The organism is Nostoc sp. 'Peltigera membranacea cyanobiont' 210A (assembly GCF_002246015.1).
Classification (GTDB): Bacteria; Cyanobacteriota; Cyanobacteriia; order Cyanobacteriales; family Nostocaceae; genus Nostoc.
This window is the reverse complement of record NZ_NOLJ01000009.1, coordinates 302,647-326,243: the sequence shown is the minus strand read 5'-3', so window position 1 is coordinate 326,243 and position 23,597 is coordinate 302,647. Positions and strand designations below refer to the sequence as shown.

Annotated in this window: 14 protein-coding genes and 1 pseudogene; 5 read left to right on the top strand and 10 right to left on the bottom strand. The window is 39.8% G+C overall.

The genetic code is table 11. The features are described from left to right. Positions 1-860 precede the first annotated feature (860 nt). Both CDG76_RS27770 and CDG76_RS27765 read left to right on the top strand, forming a co-directional pair. On the top strand, positions 861-8,630 hold the full coding sequence (locus CDG76_RS27770; protein ID WP_094352079.1) for a hypothetical protein: 7,770 nt from the start codon (positions 861-863) through the stop codon (positions 8,628-8,630). Positions 8,631-8,637: 7 nt separating this feature from the next. Beyond that, on the top strand, positions 8,638-9,417 hold the full coding sequence (locus CDG76_RS27765; RefSeq protein WP_094352078.1) for a hypothetical protein: 780 nt from the start codon (positions 8,638-8,640) through the stop codon (positions 9,415-9,417). Here CDG76_RS27765 and CDG76_RS27760 read toward each other — a convergent pair. Further along, positions 9,414-9,659, bottom strand: coding sequence for a hypothetical protein (locus CDG76_RS27760; RefSeq protein ID WP_094352077.1), 246 nt, complete (start codon positions 9,657-9,659; stop codon positions 9,414-9,416). The genes CDG76_RS27765 and CDG76_RS27760 overlap by 4 nt on opposite strands. A 263-nt stretch (positions 9,660-9,922) precedes the next feature. Between CDG76_RS27760 and CDG76_RS27755 the strand changes: the two genes are divergently transcribed. The 3 genes from CDG76_RS27755 (at position 9,923) to CDG76_RS27745 (ending at position 11,902) form a co-directional block, all read left to right on the top strand. After that, positions 9,923-10,210 carry a response regulator transcription factor gene (locus CDG76_RS27755; RefSeq protein WP_223265419.1) on the top strand — a complete coding sequence of 96 codons (288 nt, stop codon included), beginning with the start codon at positions 9,923-9,925 and terminating at the stop codon, positions 10,208-10,210. A 46-nt stretch (positions 10,211-10,256) separates the two neighbouring features. Next, complete coding sequence (locus tag CDG76_RS27750; RefSeq protein WP_094347467.1) at positions 10,257-11,369, top strand: IS630 family transposase; 1,113 nt, start codon at positions 10,257-10,259, stop codon at positions 11,367-11,369. A 107-nt stretch (positions 11,370-11,476) separates the two neighbouring features. Further along, positions 11,477-11,902, top strand: coding sequence for a response regulator transcription factor (locus CDG76_RS27745; protein ID WP_223265418.1), 426 nt, complete (start codon positions 11,477-11,479; stop codon positions 11,900-11,902). Positions 11,903-11,906: 4 nt separating this feature from the next. Here CDG76_RS27745 and CDG76_RS27740 read toward each other — a convergent pair whose 3' ends face one another. The 9 genes and pseudogenes from CDG76_RS27740 to vnfD form a co-directional block, all read right to left on the bottom strand. Further along, entirely contained in the window at positions 11,907-12,527 is a 621-nt protein-coding gene (locus tag CDG76_RS27740; protein WP_094352076.1) for a DUF6753 family protein, read from the bottom strand. A 57-nt stretch (positions 12,528-12,584) separates the two neighbouring features. Further along, positions 12,585-13,391, bottom strand: a complete 807-nt coding sequence (locus CDG76_RS27735; protein ID WP_094352075.1) for a hypothetical protein — start codon at positions 13,389-13,391, stop codon at positions 12,585-12,587. 23 nt (positions 13,392-13,414) lie between these two features. Next, entirely contained in the window at positions 13,415-14,296 is an 882-nt protein-coding gene (locus CDG76_RS27730; protein WP_094352074.1) for a chromosome partitioning protein ParA, read from the bottom strand. 547 nt (positions 14,297-14,843) lie between these two features. Next, positions 14,844-15,224: pseudogene (locus CDG76_RS27725) on the bottom strand (diflavin flavoprotein A); the annotation flags it as partial. Positions 15,225-15,419: 195 nt separating this feature from the next. Beyond that, a complete protein-coding gene (locus tag CDG76_RS27720; RefSeq protein ID WP_094352073.1) occupies positions 15,420-16,763 on the bottom strand; it encodes a nitrogenase component 1 in 1,344 nt (447 codons plus the stop codon). 473 nt (positions 16,764-17,236) lie between these two features. Next, positions 17,237-18,769: a nitrogenase component 1 gene (locus CDG76_RS27710; protein ID WP_094352072.1), complete on the bottom strand. Its 1,533-nt coding sequence runs from the start codon at positions 18,767-18,769 to the stop codon at positions 17,237-17,239. Positions 18,770-19,065: 296 nt separating this feature from the next. After that, complete coding sequence (vnfK, locus tag CDG76_RS27705) at positions 19,066-20,451, bottom strand: V-containing nitrogenase subunit beta (protein WP_094352071.1); 1,386 nt, start codon at positions 20,449-20,451, stop codon at positions 19,066-19,068. 111 nt (positions 20,452-20,562) lie between these two features. Next, positions 20,563-20,841: a hypothetical protein gene (locus tag CDG76_RS36565; RefSeq protein ID WP_143854185.1), complete on the bottom strand. Its 279-nt coding sequence runs from the start codon at positions 20,839-20,841 to the stop codon at positions 20,563-20,565. A 122-nt stretch (positions 20,842-20,963) separates the two neighbouring features. Further along, a complete protein-coding gene (gene vnfD / locus CDG76_RS27700; RefSeq protein WP_094352070.1) occupies positions 20,964-22,961 on the bottom strand; it encodes a nitrogenase vanadium-iron protein, alpha chain in 1,998 nt (665 codons plus the stop codon). Between the last annotated feature and the right edge of the window lie 636 nt (positions 22,962-23,597).

Below are 23,597 nucleotides of genomic sequence, written 5' to 3'. Positions count from 1 at the left end.
CAAGGGTTTGAGAAAGCTAGCGAATTGGCACATAAAGTGAAATTTTGCATCTACTCACAGAAATTCACTATATTTTGTTAAATACTGATTATAATTTATACCTAAAATTCCGAATTTTCCATAGTCAAGCTGCTTGGCTACCTATGACACGAGGCGATCGCCTGGGCGTGGGGCGTAAGCCTATCGCACTTCAAAAGTACGCTTTTAAAAGCATTCGGGCTGTCGTTAAATCAAAGTCGGAAAATTTCAATTTATGTGCGAATTGAATATTTGGCTCAAACCCAGACTCCACAATGAATTTCACTTTATGCGCGAATATCGGTACCTGGAACCCTTATAAATTCGTTGTCAGAATTTCATCTTATCTGCGAACCCACACTGAGAAGTCAAGCTTTGTATGTCAAGCCACTTTGTTCTAGTTACTTTAAATAAAATAATAGCTAGAACAAAGGACAACTCCAAATTGAAAAACTACAGAAGGGTAAAAAATTAGGCAGACATAAAATTATCAAGCTGCTGCCACACTAATTTAGCTTTCTCTCTCAAACTACAAACATCAGCACAATGGCAAACATTAAGAATGTTACTACTGATTTAGCATTAAGCAAGAAGTAATTGAGAAGTTTGTATATTTTTTTCATACTTAAATTTTGATATCGCGCCGAATAGGTCTTCAGGAGACTGGATCTAAGTAATAACTACATTAATCTGTATTAACAATTACATTTATTTTGGAAATAGAAATTAGAAAATTGTTTAATAAATTACCGATATAGAGAAAGTAAAATCAAGCTCTAAGGGTATTTTAGTGCCAAAAAGTAAAAATTTATATTTAAATTTATAAGTTTAATTGTTTATATATGACAATTCAAGCTAAACATTTTGACACTAGGTTAAATCAGTGGATTCATACAGATGGTAATACGGTTAATCCAGATTCACTGTTAAAAGAAGAACTTAATGATACCTTAATAGAACATTTCTTTCCTGGGGTTAACTTTTCGTTCGGGCATATGGACGAAAAGTCTAGTGTGGAACAATTAATTAATCATCCTGAAGGTCACAAATTATTATTATCATCAAAAACACGGTTGCTATATGGGCCGGAAGAATGTCTAGATAGAATTAAACAATTATGCCCTGACAACAAAGATAGAGGTGCTTACGGATCTATTTTTCTCGGTTCGTGTAAAAATAGCGTCAATAAAGAGTTAAATATTCTAATTGTTGATGACAGTAATGGTGAAAATGGTGGCGTTATTAGTAACGATCAGGCGTATCGGCTAACAGGAGACTGTTACGGGCAAATATCCACAGACTTATATCACGAATTAACCAAGCATCAAAAAGGTGATAAATATCGAGTAATTCAGCACCGCTTCGGCTGGACTGACCAAGACGGAGACGATAACAAATACCGCTTTGGCAAAGGTACTTTACGACCTGCAAACCTTGACCAAATCCTCAATTATTCAGATCCCAACAAATCAACTAAAATTGACTTAATTCTTCCCTTATCTGCATTCAAGGGAACTGATAAAGACAACCCTAATGGGCCAAGCAAGCCCCAAATTCAACCTGGACTGTACAGGCAAAATATCTGGCTAGGTGAAAAATCACAATCTGAACTCGGTAAAACAGCTATCTCGCAGTTACTCGCTTCATTCCCTAACGGGCTGAAAGACTTTACCGAACAGCTAGAACTTGAAGCCAAAAAGCTGAATGTTGTACAGGACGACCCTCGACAACTTGCACAACTTTACCGCGAAAAGTACGAGAAGCGGAAAGCTTTTCTTGAAGAACAAGCAACCACGCTAGAAGAACAAGCAGCAGAAGATCCAACAGTAGCAGAAGAGTTAGAAACTTTGCGCGATGGCGCGGGAGCGCCCGCCGTAGGCGATCGCATTGCTACTGACTCTTTCATTTACAAACTTATCAAAGCTGACCTGCAAGGAGAGGGTCAACTTCTTGAAACTGAGAAAGTACAGCGCGAACTCGCCCGGTTCGTCCAAAACGAGTGGAAAGAAATCGCCATTGGCAAAACACTCACGTTTGAGCGAGCAATGGTCATTCCCTCCAAAGACCTGCAAAATGAGGAAATCTGCATTCCACACTATCAAGACGGGGAAGAAGTTCTCAACTTCCGCTCCCCTTTCCTCAACTCAAATGGTCTGTGCGTCTCAATTAACAAAATTGTAGAAGATATTCTTGGGCCTGATGGTCAACCTCTCGTAGGTGCGATCGCTGTCTCGGACGAAACAAGCGATCGCATTTACAACCGTTTAAACAAGCAAATTAAATCTGTCCTACCCGAAGCCCAAAGTAAAAATATTCAGTTAGAAGGTATTGAAAATTACTTAGATAAAAATATCGGCAAGCTTGAAACTAAAAACAAAATCGAGTTTACCAACAAATTTAATGAGTATATTTCAGAACTAAAGTCAGCTGGTTACAAACTAGAAATTCTTCCTCAAGAGTCCGAACAAGAGCGTCAGGCACGCGACTACGACGGTGATTGTATTGGCTTCGAGCGGGCAAGCAGGTATCCAAACCTCACTGCCGAGGCAAGGGAGCGCAATCTGCCTGAAAACGCTTACGATCCAACTGTTAAACTCAAAAAACAATCTTTTTACCAGGAAGATGGTAGTCAGCCAGAATTTGAAGAAATCGCCATACACATGAGCGATGGCATTAGTGTCGGTGTTATCAACAATCACCTGACCTCAATTGAGGCATTAGAGTCAGAAATTACTATCCTGAAAAACTTTGGTAGTGAAAAAGACCAAATTGAGTACGTACGGCAGGTAGCCAAACACTACGAAGATTTATTTAAAACAGAAGCCTGGGCAAAATCCAAGGGTATTGAAGGGAAGGAAATTCCGACCAAGTATCGCGGTTACATGGAAGAGTTTATCAAAACTGTTCGGCAAGAACCCCTAAACCAGATCAATGCACTAGTAGCAATGAACACTAATACCCAGGTGTACCGCGAAATGATTGCCGAGGCAGCATTTCAAAACCAAATTGCAGTTGACCTCTTCAAAAGTGCCAAAAAACCCGAAATGGAAATTATCCGCAACAACAGTCGGATTCTCCACCGGGAAGTTAACTATATTAAGGATAAGAAAAAAGATGTTTATATTGACAATACAATTCAACCGACGGGATACTCGCCTGTTGAATTACTAATTGCTCAAACCAACCAGTATTTTGAAAAAGCTCGTCTCGAATCACGTGAAATCGCCCAATTTCAAGCTTTATTTAAAGGTGTCGAGTTTTCTAACGAACAGCGATTAAGAGCTACTCTTGTCAAAAAAGAATTCGACAAATCCTTTAACCAAGCGAGTCAGCTATCTAGACAAAAAGAAACTGAAAAAGGGCCGTCTGTAAATATTACCCTTGCTAACGGCAATCAAGTAAGTGTAACTAACCTTTTACAGTATGACAACGAATTTATCTGGAAAGCTAATAAAATTACGATCAAGCTATCAGAAATATCTGAAGACAAGCGCAACAGTAACCGCCTGCATAAATATGTAGTTTATGCCCAAATTAACGATGAGACTGAGAACGGTAAACCCAAGTTTAGGGCATTAGGAACACTTGCTAAGGAGCAAGAAAACAAACCCGAAGAGATAGGAATTGAACTTGGACAGGAAGTAACGTCTAACAAAATAGCCTTCCAAGCTGAATTAAGCGAAGGTCAAATTAAGCTTCTTTACCAAAAAGCCTACCAGATAGCAGAAGAATTTTCCAATTCCATTCCAGAAGGACAAAAGTTAGCAATGGCAGCTGCTACTTGGGCAGTATCAACTACTCGTGAGAGTAGTAATGATAAAGGTAGCGATTACCAAAAGAAAGTTTCTAATTTCGCCTTTGCTGCCTTTCCTGAAGAGATTATCAGTCAGTTAGACACACTTAGATTTAACGAGTTTAGTATCACTGGTTTCGACCGCAGTAGTGAATTATTTCATGAAAATAAACCTAAAAATATTCGATTTAATCTAGTTGAAGATGGAAAAAGTGTCATTGAAATCCAGAATCAGGAAGGTAATTACGAAACATTTGGAAATATAGAACAAAGTAACGCCCGACTACCAATTGGTAGTGTTGCTATTGCCAGCATTGAAAAAGGTGAAGTATATACCACCTCTGTTACAACCAAAGTACCCGGACTACCAGAACTTACATTTAAAGTAGGTGAAGTTAATAAGTTTGGAAATTCCCAAAGGTTTAATAATGAACCTGTAATGTTAACAATCGAAAAAGTTGACCTGATTCGTGAAGACTATAGCATTTATCTTCAAAATGGTAATAAACCTGAGAAACTAGGCAACATTGATAAAGAATCAATCAAAGAAGGTATTGCACAAGGCTGGCTAGCAGAAAAGCCTGGGAATGGGCAACAGTTACAGCTTAAAATTCAAACCATCATCACCGGACAAAATGCCTATGCAATAGCAGAGACATCTAAGGGAAATTTTTTACGAATTAATATTACTAATCAAAAGTACAAAAAACAGGAAATTAGCAACCAAGCATTTCAAGAAACTTTAGTTCGTGCATTTGATAAAAAGCACGTTTATATTGCTAAAATTGGCGATCAATCCCTCGGTATTATTGGTCAGCATACTGAACGCCTTGAAACCGAGTTAAATAGAGAGAATGTACAAAGACAGTGGCAAAGGAAAGAAAGTAGCACTGTACAAAAATTAATTGATACGGGTATTATTCGCTTAAACCAACAACGAACTAGTATCCCTGTACAGATTACCAGTAATGAAAGTACCTGTAAAATAACTATTAATCCAGAAACAGTAGAGTATCCCGACAAATGGGTTAAGCGCAGTCAGCTTATAAGTAATGAGCAACCTGTGAGAAACGAACAGCAAGAAAAACGCAACCAAATAGTCGGTAAAATTAATGAACGTCCGACAATTATATTCCAAGATAAAGAACAAAAATTAGTAGGTATTCTAGGATTAGCAGTTGATGAAAATATAACCGAAAAAACCAAAAAATATCTAGAAAAAGTAGGAGTATCATACGAACAGCTTGCCATATCACAAGCTCGGTTAGAAGCCAAAAAAGGTATGACTGTATTCGTACTTGATGAAAGTACTATTAGTGACGAACTAAAACAAACATTTATTGACCGTGCTGGTGGTAATATCAAGAGTGCAGATACACCGTCACAAATCCCTCCAGTCGTTCCAGAACAAACTGTATATTTTTATAACCCAAACCAACAATATAGTTCGCCAGATGGATCGCTCTTAGAAGCTAAAGAAGCTCTCGGATTAGTAGTTCCCGCACAAGACGCGATCGCTGTAGCTACTTGGCTAGAATCAAAATCTACTGAAAATCATTATTTTATTGAGAGTAACACAGCTACATTTATTTTTAATAAAAATGAAATTCTCGAAGAAATAAACGAAGAATTAAATAATTTACTTGGAGAACCGATTAATATCGGTGAAGTTGAGGGATTTGACCGCTATGAACAGCTTAGTGCAGAGTTAAATCAAAAAGTTGCGGCTGAAGGTAGTCGTTTAGAATTAAACCAAATTCCAGAAGATAGTGAGTACAAAAAAGCTCTACAAGCACTACCTAACCGTCCCAGAGAGCTTAATCAAGAAGATTCTCCAGTACCAATTATTCCTGCAAAAGCTGTACCAGAAAATAATATTAACATTCAATCAAATACTAACGCTACAGTTGCAGGTATTTCACAAGTTTACAAAAACGCAGTCGATATACAAGTATCAACAAACACAAAATTAGAAGCTGATAACCAAGCAATATTACTACCAAACTCGCGCCAAGCTGATCAAACCAAAGCTATCGAAATATTGGGTAAGGTAAGCGAGGAAAAAGTAGAACAATTGCGATCGCACCTTGAAACCCACCTCAAACCGATACTTGAAAACGATAAATCCAACTACGCACTACTGAGACAAGTTGCATGGGTCGGTGCAAAATGGGATTTGAAGGATAAAGACTTCAAGCCAGGGGTACAGGATGACAAGTTAATGGAACTTGTCAAACAAGTATATCCTGACGCGGATATTGTGCTGGTCACTTACTCCGAAAACCCCGGCGCTGGCATCAACTACCACCGCGACGATAGTTATGCTGCGACAGAGGCCCGCAGCATTAATATCGGAAATTCTGACTGGGGATATCGCGCTGCTAAGGAACGAATGGCATGGACTAGGGAGGAGAATCAGGACGCACCATACCAAGAGTTTAAACTTGAGTCGGGTACTGTAACCCGCTTTAACTGCAAGAATGAACACGCTGCCCTCAATACTGAGGCTGGCAGATGGTCTATCAACATCTGGTCAATTAAAAATGACTGGGGCAGAGAAAACAGCGTTCGCCAAAAATTTGAGAACTTCCTCGCCTCAAACCAACCTCCTCTTGCAGTAGTCCAAAGCAACAGCGACCTCACCATCAAAACTAACGAGTGGACTCCTGGGGGAGAAATTAAAGTAGAACGTAGCTATACAAGCCTCAGAGAAGTTGCTCAAAATACTCCCTCACACTCTTCAAACCAAGCAAATGTAGAAGAAATTATCGCCATTGGGAACTCCACTGCGGCACGCGCTGCTAACCCTCAGATTCCAGACAACCCGACTATATCTGGAAAACCAGTACCAATGGTTTATTCCCTGCATCTGCACGGCGAATCTTCCACAGTACCAGCTGATACAACTATCGATGCCATGCGCGGACACGGTAGGATACACACTACCAGAGGTGTAGATTACCAAAAAACTTATGGTGTCAAAGAGGGAGATATTGCGATCGCTCAAGGTAAAAACGGCGAGCAAGTTGCTTTCCGGGTGGGTAAGCAATACAAAATTACCCCCAAAATGATTCAAGATCCAAGTTACCAGCAAGCCTGGGCGAAATGGGAAAAGCATTCACCGAAAGAACTTACCCAAGCACAGGCGAGTAAGAGTCAGGTATATGGCTTATTCATGGAGCCGCTAGGGAATTATGTCAATGGCAAAATTGTTCCGTTCCCAACCATTCAAAAACAACCTGCAACTCCAGTAAATATCAGTCCCGACTCCAAAGATGGGCTTGGAGTAGCACTCAGTCTTGCCACTGCACTCGCAAAAGAACAAGGCAAGCTGCAAAACGATTACCAAGTTTCAGTCAATAATAATCCAGAAGCCCCTGCTGGACAGTATGGAGTAGAAACCCATGTCCAAAAACCTGAAGGACTAGCATACGCATCCGCCGAACACGCATTTAATCACCAAAAGCAGTTGTATCCATCAGCTGATGAATACAAGTTAATGGTAGAAGTGCTTCAGGCTAAACTCGAACAACACCCCCGGCTAACTGAGGCGATCGCCAAACGCGGAGGAGCTGAGTGGCTGGAAAACTGTACCAATATAACTAACGCCCAGGATAAACAGTGGAAAGGTAAGGGTAAAGAATCCGCATTTATTCAAGCCCTCAGCGAAGCATACACCAATGTAGTTGAAAAGTCACAACAAACTACAGTACAAACTCAGCAGGAAAAATCCGAACAGACTGATCGTCCGCTAACAAATCCACTATCCCAACTCGAACCTATAAACGCCGCCGTCGCTGAACACATGAAAAAAGATATTGCGATGGCACAAATAGCTACCCAGTTTATCGGTAAATCAGCTGCGTCCCCCGAAACACCTTCAAGCACCCGTAATTACGAGCAAGCATGGGGAGAACGTGCCAACACAGGAAATTACTCGAAAGACGACATTATTATGGTGTCCGGGTCTGGCCCGTGGCGCGGAGTGACAAGCGAGCAAATTGCTCAAACATTTGAAAATTACTACAAACCTTTACTTAATAAAGCAATAGAAGCGAAAAGCTCTTTCATAGTCGGAAATGCACAAGGAAGTGACCAATTAGTTCAAAATTACCTTCAAGAAAAAGGGTACAAGGTAGAACAAACTTCCCAAGGATACGCTGTATTTAATTCTGTAGAAAATGCCCTAATTAGTACCAACACTATTTCTTACAATACACAAGTATCACATAACCCATTTATTACTAATGACAAGAGCATTTTCTCTCCACAACAAAGTCAACAACCAAATATTGACCAAGCACTCGCATCACCTTCAATACAGCAGGTTGGAGCGATGGATAACATTATCGAGCGGATGAAAGCTAATACAGTGCAAAATCTTCAAGACTGGTATGTAGCATCTGAAAAGCTCGGTAAATCAGAAATATATCTCAAGAGAATTCAGGAGGTAACTGATTTATACATCAAAGAAAATATCAGTCTTGAGAACGCTTTTAAGGCAATGGAGCGAGATATTAAGGAGCTAGAAAAAATTAATGAAATGACCAGTCTTGCCCAAAGCTTAGTTAAAATTATTGGACAGGAAGATATCAATGGCATTATGTCAGTACAAACAGAAAAATACCAAATTGCTACAAAAGCCCAAGACAAAATTTACTTAGTTAAAGATAAAAATGACAATATATTATTATATTTCAAAGAAGGAAAAACCCAAGTAAGTAACATCAGCAATGAAACATTACAGGATTTTCAGCTCATGAATTCCCGTATCAATAATGCTCTCAAAGATGTCAAAAAAGATTTAGTGGAGAGGTAATTTTAGTATGAAAGAACTAATCGAACTTCCAGTAGAAGGTTTAACTCCAGCGATGCAAGCCAGTCTCCTCAGAGAATTGATCAAACAGCTTAACATCCCTGATGATAAATTTGAAGAATCTACAAAAAAGCCTCCAACTGCTGAGGAAACAAAAGAGGCTGTGCTAAGGTTGAATTCTGAAATTAACAGAATCAGTGAAGTAGTGCAAGATGAAGCAAAAGTAAACTCTACAGAAATTAAACCTATCACTTTTGTTAATCAAGTTAATCAAGTTAATCAAGAGTCATCTTCACAAGCCGAAGCAAGCCAGTTCACAGGAACGACAATTGAACAAAAGGTTCTAAAAAACCCCACAAATAAAAATGACGACAATAATGGAAACCCAGTAGAAGAGAGTCCAGAAGATAGAGTACAATCTCTTACCGCCGATTCTCAAATTAGACAGTTTGTTATTCCTGTAATTTTAGACCGCTTAGATATATTTGGAAAATCAGATAAAGAAACACAAGGTATCATTTATAAAAGTGAAGAATATACTGCAAGTCTAAAATTAGAAGAAGATTCACAAACTCTTAGCCTTGATAGAAATTTGCCTGATTCTGAACAAAGTCGAGAAGTACTCTTGGCATCTCATGACAATAATTCAGAAGAGTACTCTATCACCATTAATAATGTCACCAAAGAGGAATTTGAACGTTTCAAGACTCTGTTCAATGAGCAACAAGCACGCCGCGAACAGAGTCAAAAACAATTCAAAAACCAGGATTCTGCTAAAGAGCTAGATTAAATCAACCCAAACCACACGCCATACATAAAAGCTATAAATCCAAAAATCAGCTTTTTATTAAAACTCAGTGGAGTCTTGGGACAAATAACAACCGCAACAGCAAAATAGTAAAAAGACGCAGTAAAGTCAAACAAACTCGTCGGGTTAACAGGCAATCTGCCTAACCCGACCAAACATAGCATCCCTATTAAAGACCAAACAACAATCTTTTCTATCCATCCTAAAAGTTTATCGCTCTTCATAAAAAATTATCTATTCCCCTATCAATTCGCTGATAACTATTAAAACCAGTACTGATAAATAAAATTATCTAGTAAATAGATTGCTTAATGAAAACTACATAAACCACCCAATTACTTTGTAAAGTTTTTACAAATAATATAAAGATTTTAAATAAGGTAATTATTTTATAGTAATTGTAAAGATTAAACATTCTCAAAAAGGTAAGTGCTATAAGTATTATTATCAGGGACAATACCAATACCAAACCAAAAAAGCATATAATATGAAACCTATTAATGTTGTCATCATTGAAAATGAGAACATATCTAGGATTGGCGCGGCAACAATATTATCTGAAACTGGTGCAATCCAAGTATGTGGCGTTGCCAAATACGGAAAACAAGGAATAGAAATTGTTGACAAAGAAAAGCCAGATATCGTAATTATAAATATTGATTTACCGGATATCGATGGCATTGATGTAATAAGCACAATTAAATCCAAACACGCATCAATTAGAATTGTGGTTATGACTGCAAATAGCAGCAGAGATAAGCTGTTCCACATTTAAATTGCATAAATGGTAAAATAGATATATCCGTGTCTATAGCGTTATCATGCCTGCTAAAGGGTTTCTAGCTCAATCTCAAAAAGACAATTTACAAAAAGCTTTAAAAGATAGCGATCGCTCTCAATTTATACAGAGAATATTGATGTTACTTCTGATGAATGATGGAAAAACTTATCAGGAGATAAGTGAATTTTTAGGCTGTTCATGTAGAAGTGTAGCATATTGGTGTGTTCATGGTGATCCAGACAATTTAGAAAGTCTAAAAGATGGCAGGAGAAAAGGAAATTACCAGAAAGCAACAAATGAATATATTGAATTATTAATGGAAGTTATTGACAAAGAACCAAGTGAATTAGGCTATGAATTTGGACGATGGACAACAGCAAGATTAGCTACATATTTAGACAAAAGAACTGATATTAAGTTAAGCGGAGAACAAGTCAGGAGAATATTAAAGCAAAAAAAGTATGCTTACCTTTGGGCAAAATACAGTCTAGAGGATAAGCAAGATCCGATAAAAAGAGAGGTCTTTAAAGAAAAACTGCTTGGATATCTAGAAGCTTCAAAGTCTTGCCCTGAAAGGTTACAAGTCTGGTTTTGGGATGAGAGTGGTTTTAGTCTCAGGGTAATTAGACGTAAAAATTGGAGCAAAAAAGGTTCGAGTAAAAAAGTAACAGGTCAGAGGAGTCGCGGGCGTGTAAATATAATGGGAGGAGTAAGATATCACGACAGCAAGAGAATGTGTTATTTCATTGAGAAAGGGAATGGTGAAATTTTTTATGCGCAGTTAAAAAAATTAAATGAATTTGTGAAAAAAGAATGGGTTTTAGCAGGAAATCTAGAATCTAATTTTTCCGAGAATGGCCCAGTAATTTTAATTATTCTGGATAACGCTAGTTACCATAAAAAGAAAGTAATTATAGAGGCAATTGAGAAAGAGTTGCCAAACATTCAACTATATTTTCTGCCGGCATATAGCCCAGATATGAATTTAGTAGAATTGGTATGGCATTCAGCTAAAGAATATGTAGCCCACAGGTTATTTAAATCAGTCGATGAACTAAAAAATTTACTTGATAAGCTGTTAAATCAAGGAGAATTAATTATTAAATGGGGAAGAAAAATTAAGAATAAGGGTAATATTACTATTGCAACTTAAATGTGGAATAGCTTACCATTAACGCAGCAATTAGTAATGGCGCAGACTGCTACTACGCTAAAAATAGCGTTAGAGAAGAAGTAGGAGAAAGATTCGTTGAAGCAGTCATGGCTGCGTACAATAATGAATCATGGATTGACCCAACTATTAATCGTATTTTGATTGATAGTCTCAGGTCAAATGACACACCCGATAGAAATGCACTAGATTTGTTAAGTGATTTCTCTAATAAAGAGATCACAGTTCTTCAATTAGCTGCCGGAGGCATGAAAAATAATGAAATTGCCAATGTCATGTATGTTTCAGAAGGTACAGTAAGGTCATATCTACATAATTCATTTATCAAGCTAGGAGTCAAAGATAGGTTAAACGCTATCCGCGAAGCAATCCGCCTGGGAATCCTCAGCTTTACAGACATGAAAATCGAAGAAGAAGTTACTCAAGAAACCCACGCAAGAGTCAAAACAAACCAAAAAAGTCAAAAAGATACAGCTAAAACCAGTAATAAGGGATACAAAGGCTGGGTTGCCTAAAAAATTAATCAACTGCAATTATGCAGCCACCTGAATACTTTTTCTGCTGGCGGCAAGTTTTAATGATAGCGGCGTTTTTAACATAAATACTACGCGCTACCTTACCTTCATTGGATTTAGCCCAATCTAAAAGCTTTTTATCTTCAGATTGTAAGATGGCAGATCCAGAAGCCGCCGGCTGAAAAGTTATACTTCCAGCGATGGTCTTGTATGTAAAAACACCAATTGCAGTCCCTAATGCCAGTACAAAACCCAATACCCCCGCCACTTGTGCCAATCGCCAATTACTTACATCCAAGTGAGGGAAAACCCCACCAGCTTGCTTAGTCATCTTAACTAAATCCTTCGCCGCTTCTGCGATCGCACTCTTTTGTTGCTGTATAGCCACCTTAGAAGCACTATTAAGCTTATCGTCTACCATGTCAGTCCAACCCACCACAAGGGAGTCAAGCCTACCTGGTAGCTGCTGCAACGCAAACTGAGTTGTACCCAGTTCCGCATATAGGTTAAACAAGGGGTCATCAGGGCGAATACCCAATTTAAGTATCCAATCAGTAACCTCTGCTTTTTTTTCTTCAGAATATTCTGCAACAACTTTTTCAACAACTTTTGCAATATTAGTCATAGGTTGTTTTTAAACAGTCAATTTAAAGTCTCACTTTCAATTTCGTAAAGCCAATACTTACCATTTCTCAGATTCAATATCTTCAGTTACATCAAGATTGGAAGAATTTTTTTTACTTACACCCATAGAAACTAATTCTGCACAGTTCGTACTCAACCCTAGATAATTAGAAGCTATTCCATTAGAAACAATAGAGTTATGAAAATTCTCCATCCAGTTGAATGTTAGCGAACGCTGAATAGTATTAAGAGGAGAGTTAGTTTCAATTAGTTGAGTATAAGGTAAACTAGTATCCTCAAGCAACTGGTAAAAGTCATTATGCAATCCACCTAAAACTAGTTCCAAGCCGTTTAGTTTTTTAATATCAGCTTGGAATTGACTCCCCTCATAGTATCGAAATCGCTTGCCAAAGTAATGATTTTGGATAACAACATAATCAACCTGATTACCAAAATGCTGATATAAATCCTGAAGATAATCTTCAACACAGTCTTTACGGTGTGATATCGGGTGCAAGAAAGTAACACGATATCCCAGACAATTAAGGTTTTCTATCAGTGAAACATCCCTCTCAAAAAACTTGAATTCTCGGAGGTTTTGACCTGGCATATCAGTCAAAATCACTTCAATTTTCGGAAACATTTCTAAGTCGAGTAATAACCTATCAGAATCACCTCTAGAGAATCCCAAATGGTTTATCTCAAAGCGTTGTGTTTGATACATCGATAGCTTATTGCGATGCCCGTGGTAGAAAACACGCACATTGAGTTTATTTTTCAAGTACAACTCTAGTAAGAGCCTAGAAGCTGTGGACTTACCTACACGAGCATCACCCGATGTAATCACAAAACGCTTTCTAAACATAATAAACTAAGCAAACTACTAAATTAAGCAGCTATATTTTCAGATTGTAAATTTGAATCTTGATTTTTAGCTTTTTCTTTTTCTTCATTTTCTCTAAGCTCCTTAGACTTTTCAACAACTGCTGGATAGTAACAATCATCTGGTTGTATATCAAAGCCAAATAAATTAAATGCTGGCTTAATTTGCGCTTCAAACTCAGCAAGCCAAGATTTAATTCTCGATTTAATCACAATATTTGTTCCTTTATGAGTTTGACCTTCATTAAATGTCAGAGCATGACGATCAATAAAGTCGTAAGATTTATAGAATAAATCTGGCATCACAAGTTCTACCAGACCTTCTGTAAGCATATTTTGACGCAAAAAAGCGTCATTATATCGCTCAAATTTTTCTTCTTCACCATGAAATAAGTTCTTGACAACAACATAATCTACTTGATCTTTACAAAGTTCGCGCAGTTTTTCTAGAACATTTATGGAATCAAGAACCCTACTAATTACTGAAACCATCGTCACTTGACAATTAATATCGGTCTTAAGCACTTCAAAAAATGAAAGCTCTTTGACATAACTTTCAAAGAAACCTCCAGATTGTGCTGGTAAGTCTAATAGTGTAATAGGACAATCACTCTCATCTAAATTAATTAATAAATCGTCAGCACCACCTCTATGAAAAATATCAATGTAACGTATTATAGGTCGGTAGTCTTTTTGAAAATATCTTTCTAACTGAGGATTTCTTAAGTCAGCTTCATAAGTAACACAGGGTAAATTTTTATTAATGTACAGTTGAAATAGCGCTCGTGCAAAGGTGCTTTTTCCTACACCACCTTTATCACCTGTGACAATTATTAGCCGCTTTTGAGGTTTACTATTATTAATATTGGTTGTATTCTCATCAGACATGACTTTTTTACCCTTATTGTTTCTATTTGGAGACATAACATTCCTCTACAAAGCAAATACACTTTGTTGATGTAAATCGAAACTTTTAAACCTTATTTTGAAGAAAAGAATTCATTTATAATAATTAAACACATTTAGTATCAGCAACTTTTTACGATAAAACTAGTTGATTATACAGGTTCTCTGCAAACCACATAAAATAGCTATATCCTTCCATGAATATTTCTAGAATAAATAATTAAAAGTATACTCATGCAAAAATTTCAATCCGTGCATCAATTCTAAAATACTCATATTCTTGCCCTAAAAATTAGCTATATGATGGAGCCAATAAAGACTCATTATTCAATGAAACCTAACTACTTTATTTTACATAGATTGGTTTTAGTATGTAACCTTTATCTCAAAAAGCCAATCAACAAAACTTCAATATTTAACCAACATTTGTTGATATATAAATTAGTAATAAATTTTATATAGTTTTCTTTGAATACGGATAGTTTATTTATTAATAAACTTTATAGCCACGAGAAAAGTAGGCTTTTGCGAAGGTGCGCTCATCACAAAAGTGCATTCCAAAAGCATCACAGGTGTAGAGGATTTGGGTTTTGCGATGGCTACGCCCGCCGCAGGCATCGCAGATGAAAATTGTATCAGGCCAGTGTAAGTTAGGCGCACTCACAAATTCAATTTCGTGTCCCTTGCCAATATGTATATGATCGCCAGTTTTCACAACCCGCCAAGAATTGCGATCGCATACGAACCCTTTCAGAAATTGGAGCGCGACAATTGATGCTAAGACTGTAGCTCTAGGCGCTAACTGGAGGACATCTTCCAATAAACCGCTATGGTCTAGCTCTGTATGACTGACAATTATGTAATCAATTGTCTTGGGGTTCACCAAACTTTTAAGCGTGTCTAGATAGAGGTGCTAGCCCTTTTCCTAAAGTAGACACTACGCGTAGCTTGGGTACAGGCATCTTACAGCAGGCGTCTTCTCGCTAACGCTTTGTAACGGCAGTTACTCCTCGTTGTAGCGATCGCCGTTACTCCAGACGTGTAGCACAACACTTCTTGATAACTCTGCATCAAGATATCAAAACATTCTTGACACAATACCTTTCTATGTCCAATGAATCTCTTTGGAACGAAAAGCTCTATCCCAATCGTTAGCAATCACCTCCATTATATTGATCATGCCTTCATAGCCAAAATATGGCTTGTCAACATAAGTTTCTCTGTTAGTGGGGCTAAATACATCAAAAGCAATTTTTATTCCTAGTTCCTCTGCCATGTATTTTTCCCATGCCGAGCCAATCACAGCATCAACATCAAACTCTTCTAAAGTCTGTTTTACCTGATAGCCATCTGCCGAAAATATTACGCGGGAAGTAAGACCGAGGCTGTGCAGTTCTCGCTCCAGAATTGAACGAGAATCAGGCATCGCCGAGCGGAATAATAAGACTTCAGGAATCATCTCTAATTCTTCAAAAAGCATTCTCACCAGTCCAATGCCAAGCGTCCCATCCGCAGATACGGCAATTCTACAGTTACGATATCGGGGAATAATCATCAATGCTCGTTTGCGAAGTGTATCTACGACCATTTCTTCGCCTTGTTTAATTAGCGGCTCGACTTTTTCATCTATCTTGAAATGTGCCGCCAATGCCTTCAACCATCGAGTAGTGTTATTTACACCTATCGGTAAAGGTATATCATCAAGGATCAAAGGGATGTCATGGGTCTGTTGCATTTTGCGAGCAAACTTATACCCAACATCATGACTGAGAACAATATTGGCGGTTGCCTCACCAGCTTGCTCTAGTTCTTCAAAGGAGGTATTATGAGAGAAGACTGTCTGTACTTTAATCCTTAAAGATTTTAACGTCTGCTTTACCCATTCCAAATCAGCCCACCAAGTAGGATTCAGATTTGCCTGTGGTGCAATGATATTTACAATCCTTGGCTTCCTGCCCCTTCTCTTGGTCTGCCTTTTTTTGATAAAAGGAAGTAAAGCCTCCAAACCCATCTCCAAGCCATCGTAAGCATTGCCCCGAAACCCACCAGCCATTAAAGGAACGAGTTTGGCTTTGATATCTGGCTGAAGCTGGTTGCACAATCCCGCAATATCTTCACCAATGATGTCTGCCGCGCAAGTCCCAACGACAAACATCACCTTAGAATCAAAAGATTGATCCGCCTCTTTAATCATCCCTTTGAGTTTCTCAGACGCTCCCATCACAATGTCTGACTCAAAAAGACGAGTACAACCTACTTTCCGCTTGGTGAAATCAACCTCATGAGCATCATACCCAGCTGCGACAGTGGACGCGCAACCCTGTGGAGACTGAATCACAATACTAACATCTTTAATACCAGCAACTGTAGTTGCAATACCTTCAAGGGCACAGCCAACTACTGGGTCTTTACTATGGTTACAATTGTCAAAAGTCGTTTCAGCAGACATTTTTCCTCCTGTTTCTCTAAAGTTTAACTATGGTAAACGCGTTTCACGCAGCCTGTAGCGATTTCTGCCTCGACGTTTCCGTGTTTTGTGCAGCCTGTAACGGCTTCTGTTTTTCCTGTAGCGACTTCCGCCTTGACGTTTCCGTATTTCGCGCAGCCTGTAACAGCTTCTGCCTTCCCTGTAACGGCTTTTGCCTTGACGTTTCCGTATTTCGCGCAGCCTGTAACGGCTTCCGCCTTGACATTTTTGGCTTAAGCCTTGTCCGTATCAGTCTACGTAGGTTGGGGAGCCACTGCGTTGGGCGGCTCTGCCGACTTGAAGCAAGTGGCGTTTGAGGAACGAAACCCAACATTTCCGAAGAGTTTGTTGGGTTTCACTTCCCTACGGGACGCTGCGCGAACGTTCTACCCAACCTACAATTTTCTGCGTGAGACAAATCCATACTTTTATTTAGCAAAGTCACATTTTATTTATTACTCGTTCATACATTTTCCCCGTCTCTTCTCTGCATATACGGTACAATCAGGCATGTCTTGAGCTAATTTTCCGCTTAGTGATTGAGTAGATGCTAACCCGGAATTTTTAGGGAATACCATTTGCTTGGTTAAAGCACTCCGAGGTCTAAACCCATATTGAAGTGCTGTTTTAATACACCTTGCGACCTTTAAGGCTCCGCGATAGCCAAATCTGGGACGATTTAAGATAGCATTTAAATCGACTACGGGAATATGGGGGAAACTCAAGGAAGAACCAAAATAAACTACCGATTCTGCATCAAGACCACCAATGAAATCTAGTAATTCATCTTCCGTTTGTTTCATGGACTCGTACTTGCCAAAGGCCAGTGTCCCTTTCGTAATCAGGATTTCCGGGTCTAACCCTGTTTCCAATAGGTAGTCTACACTGGTTTCTCGTGCTTCTGTACTCCAGGGATGGAAGTTATAGATTACTACACGCATCCCAAAATCACGATCCAACATGTGAGCAAGGGATAAGCACTTGATAGCATCATGTCCTTCTATAATCGCTAACTTCCCTTCTATATAACCCTTAGCTGCTTCAAATTCAGTCTTGATTGCGGCATATTCCTTTTCCATTAGGGCAGCCGCTTGTTCTTCCATGCCTAAATATTTTGCCGCCCCTTCCAGCCATTTTTCTGTAGCAGTGATTCCATAGGGAAGGATGGTAGAGTTTAGCGGAGTACCGAACTTGTCTGACATGGCTTTACCAATGGTATAGCCAAGATCCAAACATAAAGTACAGTTTACTGCCGCACTCGGTGCTTGCTTGAGTTCTTCTAAAGTACAGTCACCAGCGATGACGCTATGAACTCGTGCCCCCATTCCTTCTATCAATCGCACCAGTTCTTTAACATCAGTTTCGACTTCTGTTCTTTCAGGGCCCATCTTTGCGCCCACAATATTGACAGCATCGGCTAGTTGTGCTTTCCGCTCTGGAGTTGGCGGCTCCATAAAGTCTACGATTTGCCGAAATACGATATCAAATCCACTGCGATACTCCCCGGCAAATCCTTCACAATGTATCGTCATGATCTCAGCATCGATTTCGCTGCGGGCTTTATTCACTACGTCATCAACACAGTCGCCAATAATACCAGACGCACAACTAGTGGCAACAACGATCGCATCGGGATGGTATTTTTCATCTACTTCTCGAATCGCGCCTGCTAATTCTTTTTCGCCACCAAAAATTACCGCCTTCTCACTCATGTTCGTAGTCACCACTGGTTCATAAGGTGAACCACTATTGCGGCTATTAGTCAGCTTGTATGCCCGCTTGACTCCATAAGCACAGCCACTCGGCCCGTGAGAAATTACAATTGCATTTTTAATCCCACTTAAAATCTTCGTTGCAGTCCAAAATTTACAGGGGCGAGTATGACTACCTTGCAAAGTGGTCTTAATCTTCCCCTCTTTTGCCAAGCGATACAGTTCACTCAAATTTCCGTAAAATACGACATTCTTATCTATACTTGTTGCAGTCATGATAGCTCTCCAGTCTTTCAATAGCTTTTTTAGCAGTTCCCTGTGAGGCAGTCTGGTCTTGGGGGTTTCCCCCAGGAGGAACTGCCGAACCCGGAGGGTGAGTCGTAAACCAGGCTACTGAGCCGCCCTCTAACTAATCAGTTAAACGGGTGCTGCCTGGTTTACAATTGATGTAGGATTGCTAAGTATCTTAAAATTCAGATGGAAATACCATCTAATAATTTGGCGAGACAGTTGGGGGTGGATGACAGAAATACCACTGTGGATAGATGCCATCCCCCATACATATCACTCTTTTACCAAACGTTTAAGAGCCACTCGCGCTCGTGCTTGTTCTCCATATCTGCAAACATGGCGTTGGCAATGTTGTCTGCTAGCCATTCTGCTCCTTTATAGCCAATCACAGGATATTTCCACAGACCTGCACGGTCAAAGCTGGGGAAGCCAACCCGAACCATCGGAATTTTGTTATCGATAGAAATATATCGACCCTTGGAATGACCTAGAATCAAGTCGATTTCCAGGGATTTATCTGTAATGCGGCGCTCCAATTCCCAGAGGTCTGCATTCCAGATGACTTCGATATCACAGGCTGCTTGCTTTTCCAACTGGGCAATTCTTGGGTCTTTGGTGCAGGCTTTGTTGTCGTCTCCCAACAACATTAGCACTGGCTCTAACTCAACTTCTAAGCAGAACTCTGCTAGACCAATTACTAAATCGGGATCTCCGTAAATAGCAACCTTCTTGTTGGCGAAGAACATGTGGGCGAGGTCGGCGATCGCATCAATAGCTTTACCACGTTCTCTAACTAAAGATTCTGGTATTGGTTTGCCAGTCAGTTTTTGGATGTTTTGCAGCCAGATGTCGGTATTTTTGATACCAATTGGTGTTGGGCCAATGATTGCAGGAACCTTAAACTTCTCTTCTAAGAATTCGGCTGCACTACCGCCTTCATATTTACATAAGGCAATAGTTCCCAACGCATTAGCAGAATCAGCAATTTCTTCAATGGTGGTATTCCCAAAGGCAAAACTTGTCTTATCGGGCATCGTGGGCGCATCGAAGGTTTCTGTATCCAGTAAGATGTTTCCTGGAACGTCCATCTCTTTTAAAATGCGCTTAACTTCAATGACATCTCCAGGGTTAAGCCACCCAGTGATGATATTCAACTTGCCAGTTGGTTCGCCTTTTTTTGCTAGGCTAGAAATAATTGCATTTACACCGACATTATAGCCAGTGACTTGACTACCTTTGTAACTGGGGGTATGTACAGGAACAAGGATAACCTTGCGATCGGGATAAGTTTCCTTTAAATAGCCGTTGAGCTTGTTAATGGTTCCTTCGATATCGTCCCCAATTGTCTCAGTTGAACAAGTCGTAATAATTGGGATAATCCGTAAATCGGGATATCGTGCTACTAAGGTCTTTACGCCTTCCTCAATGCGTGGCTGTCCTCCAAGAACAGCGCTATTTTCATGGAGTGAAGAAGAAGCAATGTCGAAATTTTCCTTCAAATGCTGGGCAAACAGGAGACGAACGAACATACTACAACCCTGTCCTCCATGCACCAGGGGAATACAATCTTTGATTCCGATGGAAGCATATTCAGCCCCAGCAGGTTGACAGGTAAATATAGGATTGATGATTCCCTTGCGTTCTTTCTGTTTTACGACTAAAGACATTCTCTTGACTCCTATGTGGTAAAAAATTGCGTGATTTTGTTTGGCGTTGCTGAACGAAGATATGAATTGTCATGTTGAGAATTAAGAAAGTGGAGCGATGTCTGCGATGAGCTAACGCTGCATCCAACCAAGAAGCAAGCTACTGATAGCATCGATTACAGAAGAAAAGTAGAATTGAATTTCTTGAAAATCTTGAAAGCTAGATGAGATGCTTCTGTAGTCAGACGGTATGCGGACACTACACTTCTTGGGAATGCTTTTGGTGTAGCCCGTCGCAGCGTTAGCGTTAGCTTGCCGCAGGCATCGCTCTCTACTCTGTAAGTCTCTACTCTGTAAGAAAATTTCTGCACAAACACTAACAGGATGACTTGACTCTATTTCATACTCCAATTCAACAACGCCGTTCGTTTAGTGAGGTAATCTGATCTTCTCCAAAGAGAGAAGGGAGACGCTAAGAGCGATCGCAAATCATAGAGCGTCACCCAGAGGTTTGAATTACCGATCTAATTGCTTTAATAAAGCGAATAATGTAATTCACCATTCTTCGACTTGGTTATTACAATATCGATCAGCATTGCCTTAACATATTCCAGTACTGCCTTCTTTTGCGAGTTTTCCATGCTATTTAACCATGAAAACCTAATTTCCAGGTCAGCCGAAAGGATCTTCGCATCTGCATAAAAACCCCTGTCGATCAAGGTTTCTAGAACCACCTTTTCTCCAGTCAAGATTTGGGCGGCCATATTGAGAACACCATTGATGTTTTCTTCCCGATCCCATGCACGAGAGTGAAACTGCCACAAACAGCGTTCTTGAATTAATTTTGTGACTTCCGCAGCTCGATCTTGAATGTATGACGCGATTTCCTTAGCTTGCAGTTGAACCTGTGGTGCAGCTTCCTTAGCTTGGGGTTGAACCTGTGGCGCAGTTTCCTTAGCTGGCTTTTGAACCTGTGGTGCAGCTTCCTTAGCTTGGGGTTGAACTTGTGGCGCAGCTTCCTTAGCTGGCTTTTGAACCTGTGAAGTGGCTTCCTTAACTTGCTGTTGAACTAAAGAAACGACTTGCTCAGATAGCTCTTTGGTTGCTTTACCGTTGCCATTAGCATTGGTACTTGGCAGATTTTTATCACCACGGATATCATCTTTAGCCAATTTCATCAAAGGGGAGTAAATGGCATTGTACATATCTCGTGCCATATTCACCGCACCTTCAAAACCCATATAAGGGCCATTGTGGTAGCCGTGACCATTCACATAAGGCAAATGCAACTTCTTCACCAATGCACCCACCCTCGGGCCAGTCAACACCAAATCAGGCTTGACCATCTCCAGCACCTCGAAGAACTCAAGTTCATTGCCATCATCAATATAGATAGTCCCTTCTTCACCTCTGGCAATTACCTTTTCAAAATCTTCTTGGTGTCCAAACTTGGACGACATCGCCACGACGTGCATCCCCAAATCATCTTCTAGAGCTTTCGTCCAGTGCCACAAACGAGGGCCGCCTGTCCAAATACAGACTTTTTTGTCAGTCAAGCGCTCTTTATACCAAGCTAACTTCGACTCATATTTAGCCACTTCTTCAGCAATCACAGCTTCGGCTCTATCTTCAATCCCAAAGAAAGCACCGATTTTGCGTAACCCTTCCTTAGCATAGTCAAAGCCCCAGGTATCCACATCGATCCGGGGAATGCCATATTTTTTCTTCAACTCATTGGCAATATAGCCAGCAGAACGGGCACAGTTAGTTACATTCAACTGCGCTCTGTGCATCCCGCGTAAGGAGTCATAAGTACCATTCCCGGTAAAATGGGCGATGATTTGGATGCCCATTTTTTCCATGTACTTTTCCATCACAAAGGTATCGCCTTGGATGTTGTAGTCACCAATCACATTAATCGTGTATGGGCTGGTAATTTCCGGCTCATAGGTTCCTACCTTGTCCGTCATCCACCCCATGTTAAACACGTGGTGTCCTTTGGATTGACTCACCCCAGCAAAACCGGGACACTCCACAGTGAAGATATCGACATCACCAAGTTCTTTTTCTACTTCTTTGACTACAGGCTTAATATCATCGCCAATCAAAGCAGTAGAGCAGGTGGTGTAGACCATCATCCGCTTGATGTCAGGAAATTCGGCAAAGGCTTCCAGCATCGCTTTTTTCAGCAGCTTTTCACCACCGAAGACAACGTGCTGTTCCTTCATGTCCGATGACCAGACATATTTGAGTTGGAAGTTGCCATTGTCGCTGGGATAGCGTTTGGTGTGCCATGTATCATAGGCACAGCCCACAGGCCCATGTATCAACTGGATAGTATCCTTGAGGACACCACCAATTACCAGCTTTGCACCACAATAGCTGCATCCGCGTTCAGATAATGAGCCGGGAATGGTTTCGACGTGGGCGCTAGGGAGAAACTGGGTTGTATCTTCTCCTTTCTCTTTAATATATATGTGCTTCTCCCGTTCGGGGATAGTTTCGTCGCACTTAAACAACTTCATTGGCATGGCTGATTGCTCCAGTTGCAATTGAGAAGAAGAATCCTTCTTCTTAGCTATTAATTTTGTCAGAAACTTCTTTGAGTTCCTTGATTCCTAAATCCTATCAACCTTTCTAATTAATAATAGTAAAGCTGATAACAATAACGCGAATTAATATTGCAAAAAAGTCATTAATCCAGTTTATAATAGACAGTTCTGTATAGATTTAAAGTAATCCCAATCATTCTATATAGAAGACTTTTAGTTAAGAGAATAGACAGACTATTCTAACTGGAAGTGAAGAGATAAATGATTTAATTTCTGTCCTCAATATAGATATCTCACCAAGTAAAAATCGACGATATTTTCTCAACTTTAAACAACAGAATAACGCAATTATCGGCTTTGAGGCTCTCTAGATGATGACTAATTGTAACCACGAATACTCTTTGTAAATTAATTCCTCAGCGCAAGTAAATTGGCCAGATGTATGATATTCTTTATTTATAGGGAATCTAAACCACTTCACGCACAAAGGATCTCCAAGCACTTGCGCTGTAGTGATGAAGCCAAATCCCATAAGTTAACCAATTGTTTGATGAACTGATGGTCTTGCTCCACAAGTTTCTGGAGGATTGTGGAAGTACATGATCGGTAGCAGTT

What these genes read in the sequence shown, in the direction of transcription:
- CDG76_RS27720 (WP_094352073.1), bottom strand. Translation starts at nt 16,763, where the DNA reads ATGTCTGCTGAAACGACTTTTGACAATTGTAACCATAGTAAAGACCCA.
- CDG76_RS27750 (WP_094347467.1), top strand. Translation starts at nt 10,257, where the DNA reads ATGCCTGCTAAAGGGTTTCTAGCTCAATCTCAAAAAGACAATTTACAA.
- vnfD (WP_094352070.1), bottom strand. Translation starts at nt 22,961, where the DNA reads ATGCCAATGAAGTTGTTTAAGTGCGACGAAACTATCCCCGAACGGGAG.
- CDG76_RS27760 (WP_094352077.1), bottom strand. Translation starts at nt 9,659, where the DNA reads ATGAAGAGCGATAAACTTTTAGGATGGATAGAAAAGATTGTTGTTTGG.
- CDG76_RS27770 (WP_094352079.1), top strand. Translation starts at nt 861, where the DNA reads ATGACAATTCAAGCTAAACATTTTGACACTAGGTTAAATCAGTGGATT.
- CDG76_RS27730 (WP_094352074.1), bottom strand. Translation starts at nt 14,296, where the DNA reads ATGTCTGATGAGAATACAACCAATATTAATAATAGTAAACCTCAAAAG.
- vnfK (WP_094352071.1), bottom strand. Translation starts at nt 20,451, where the DNA reads ATGTCTTTAGTCGTAAAACAGAAAGAACGCAAGGGAATCATCAATCCT.
- CDG76_RS27755 (WP_223265419.1), top strand. Translation starts at nt 9,923, where the DNA reads ATGAAACCTATTAATGTTGTCATCATTGAAAATGAGAACATATCTAGG.
- CDG76_RS27765 (WP_094352078.1), top strand. Translation starts at nt 8,638, where the DNA reads ATGAAAGAACTAATCGAACTTCCAGTAGAAGGTTTAACTCCAGCGATG.
- CDG76_RS27745 (WP_223265418.1), top strand. Translation starts at nt 11,477, where the DNA reads ATGGCTGCGTACAATAATGAATCATGGATTGACCCAACTATTAATCGT.
- CDG76_RS27740 (WP_094352076.1), bottom strand. Translation starts at nt 12,527, where the DNA reads ATGACTAATATTGCAAAAGTTGTTGAAAAAGTTGTTGCAGAATATTCT.
- CDG76_RS27710 (WP_094352072.1), bottom strand. Translation starts at nt 18,769, where the DNA reads ATGACTGCAACAAGTATAGATAAGAATGTCGTATTTTACGGAAATTTG.
- CDG76_RS27735 (WP_094352075.1), bottom strand. Translation starts at nt 13,391, where the DNA reads ATGTTTAGAAAGCGTTTTGTGATTACATCGGGTGATGCTCGTGTAGGT.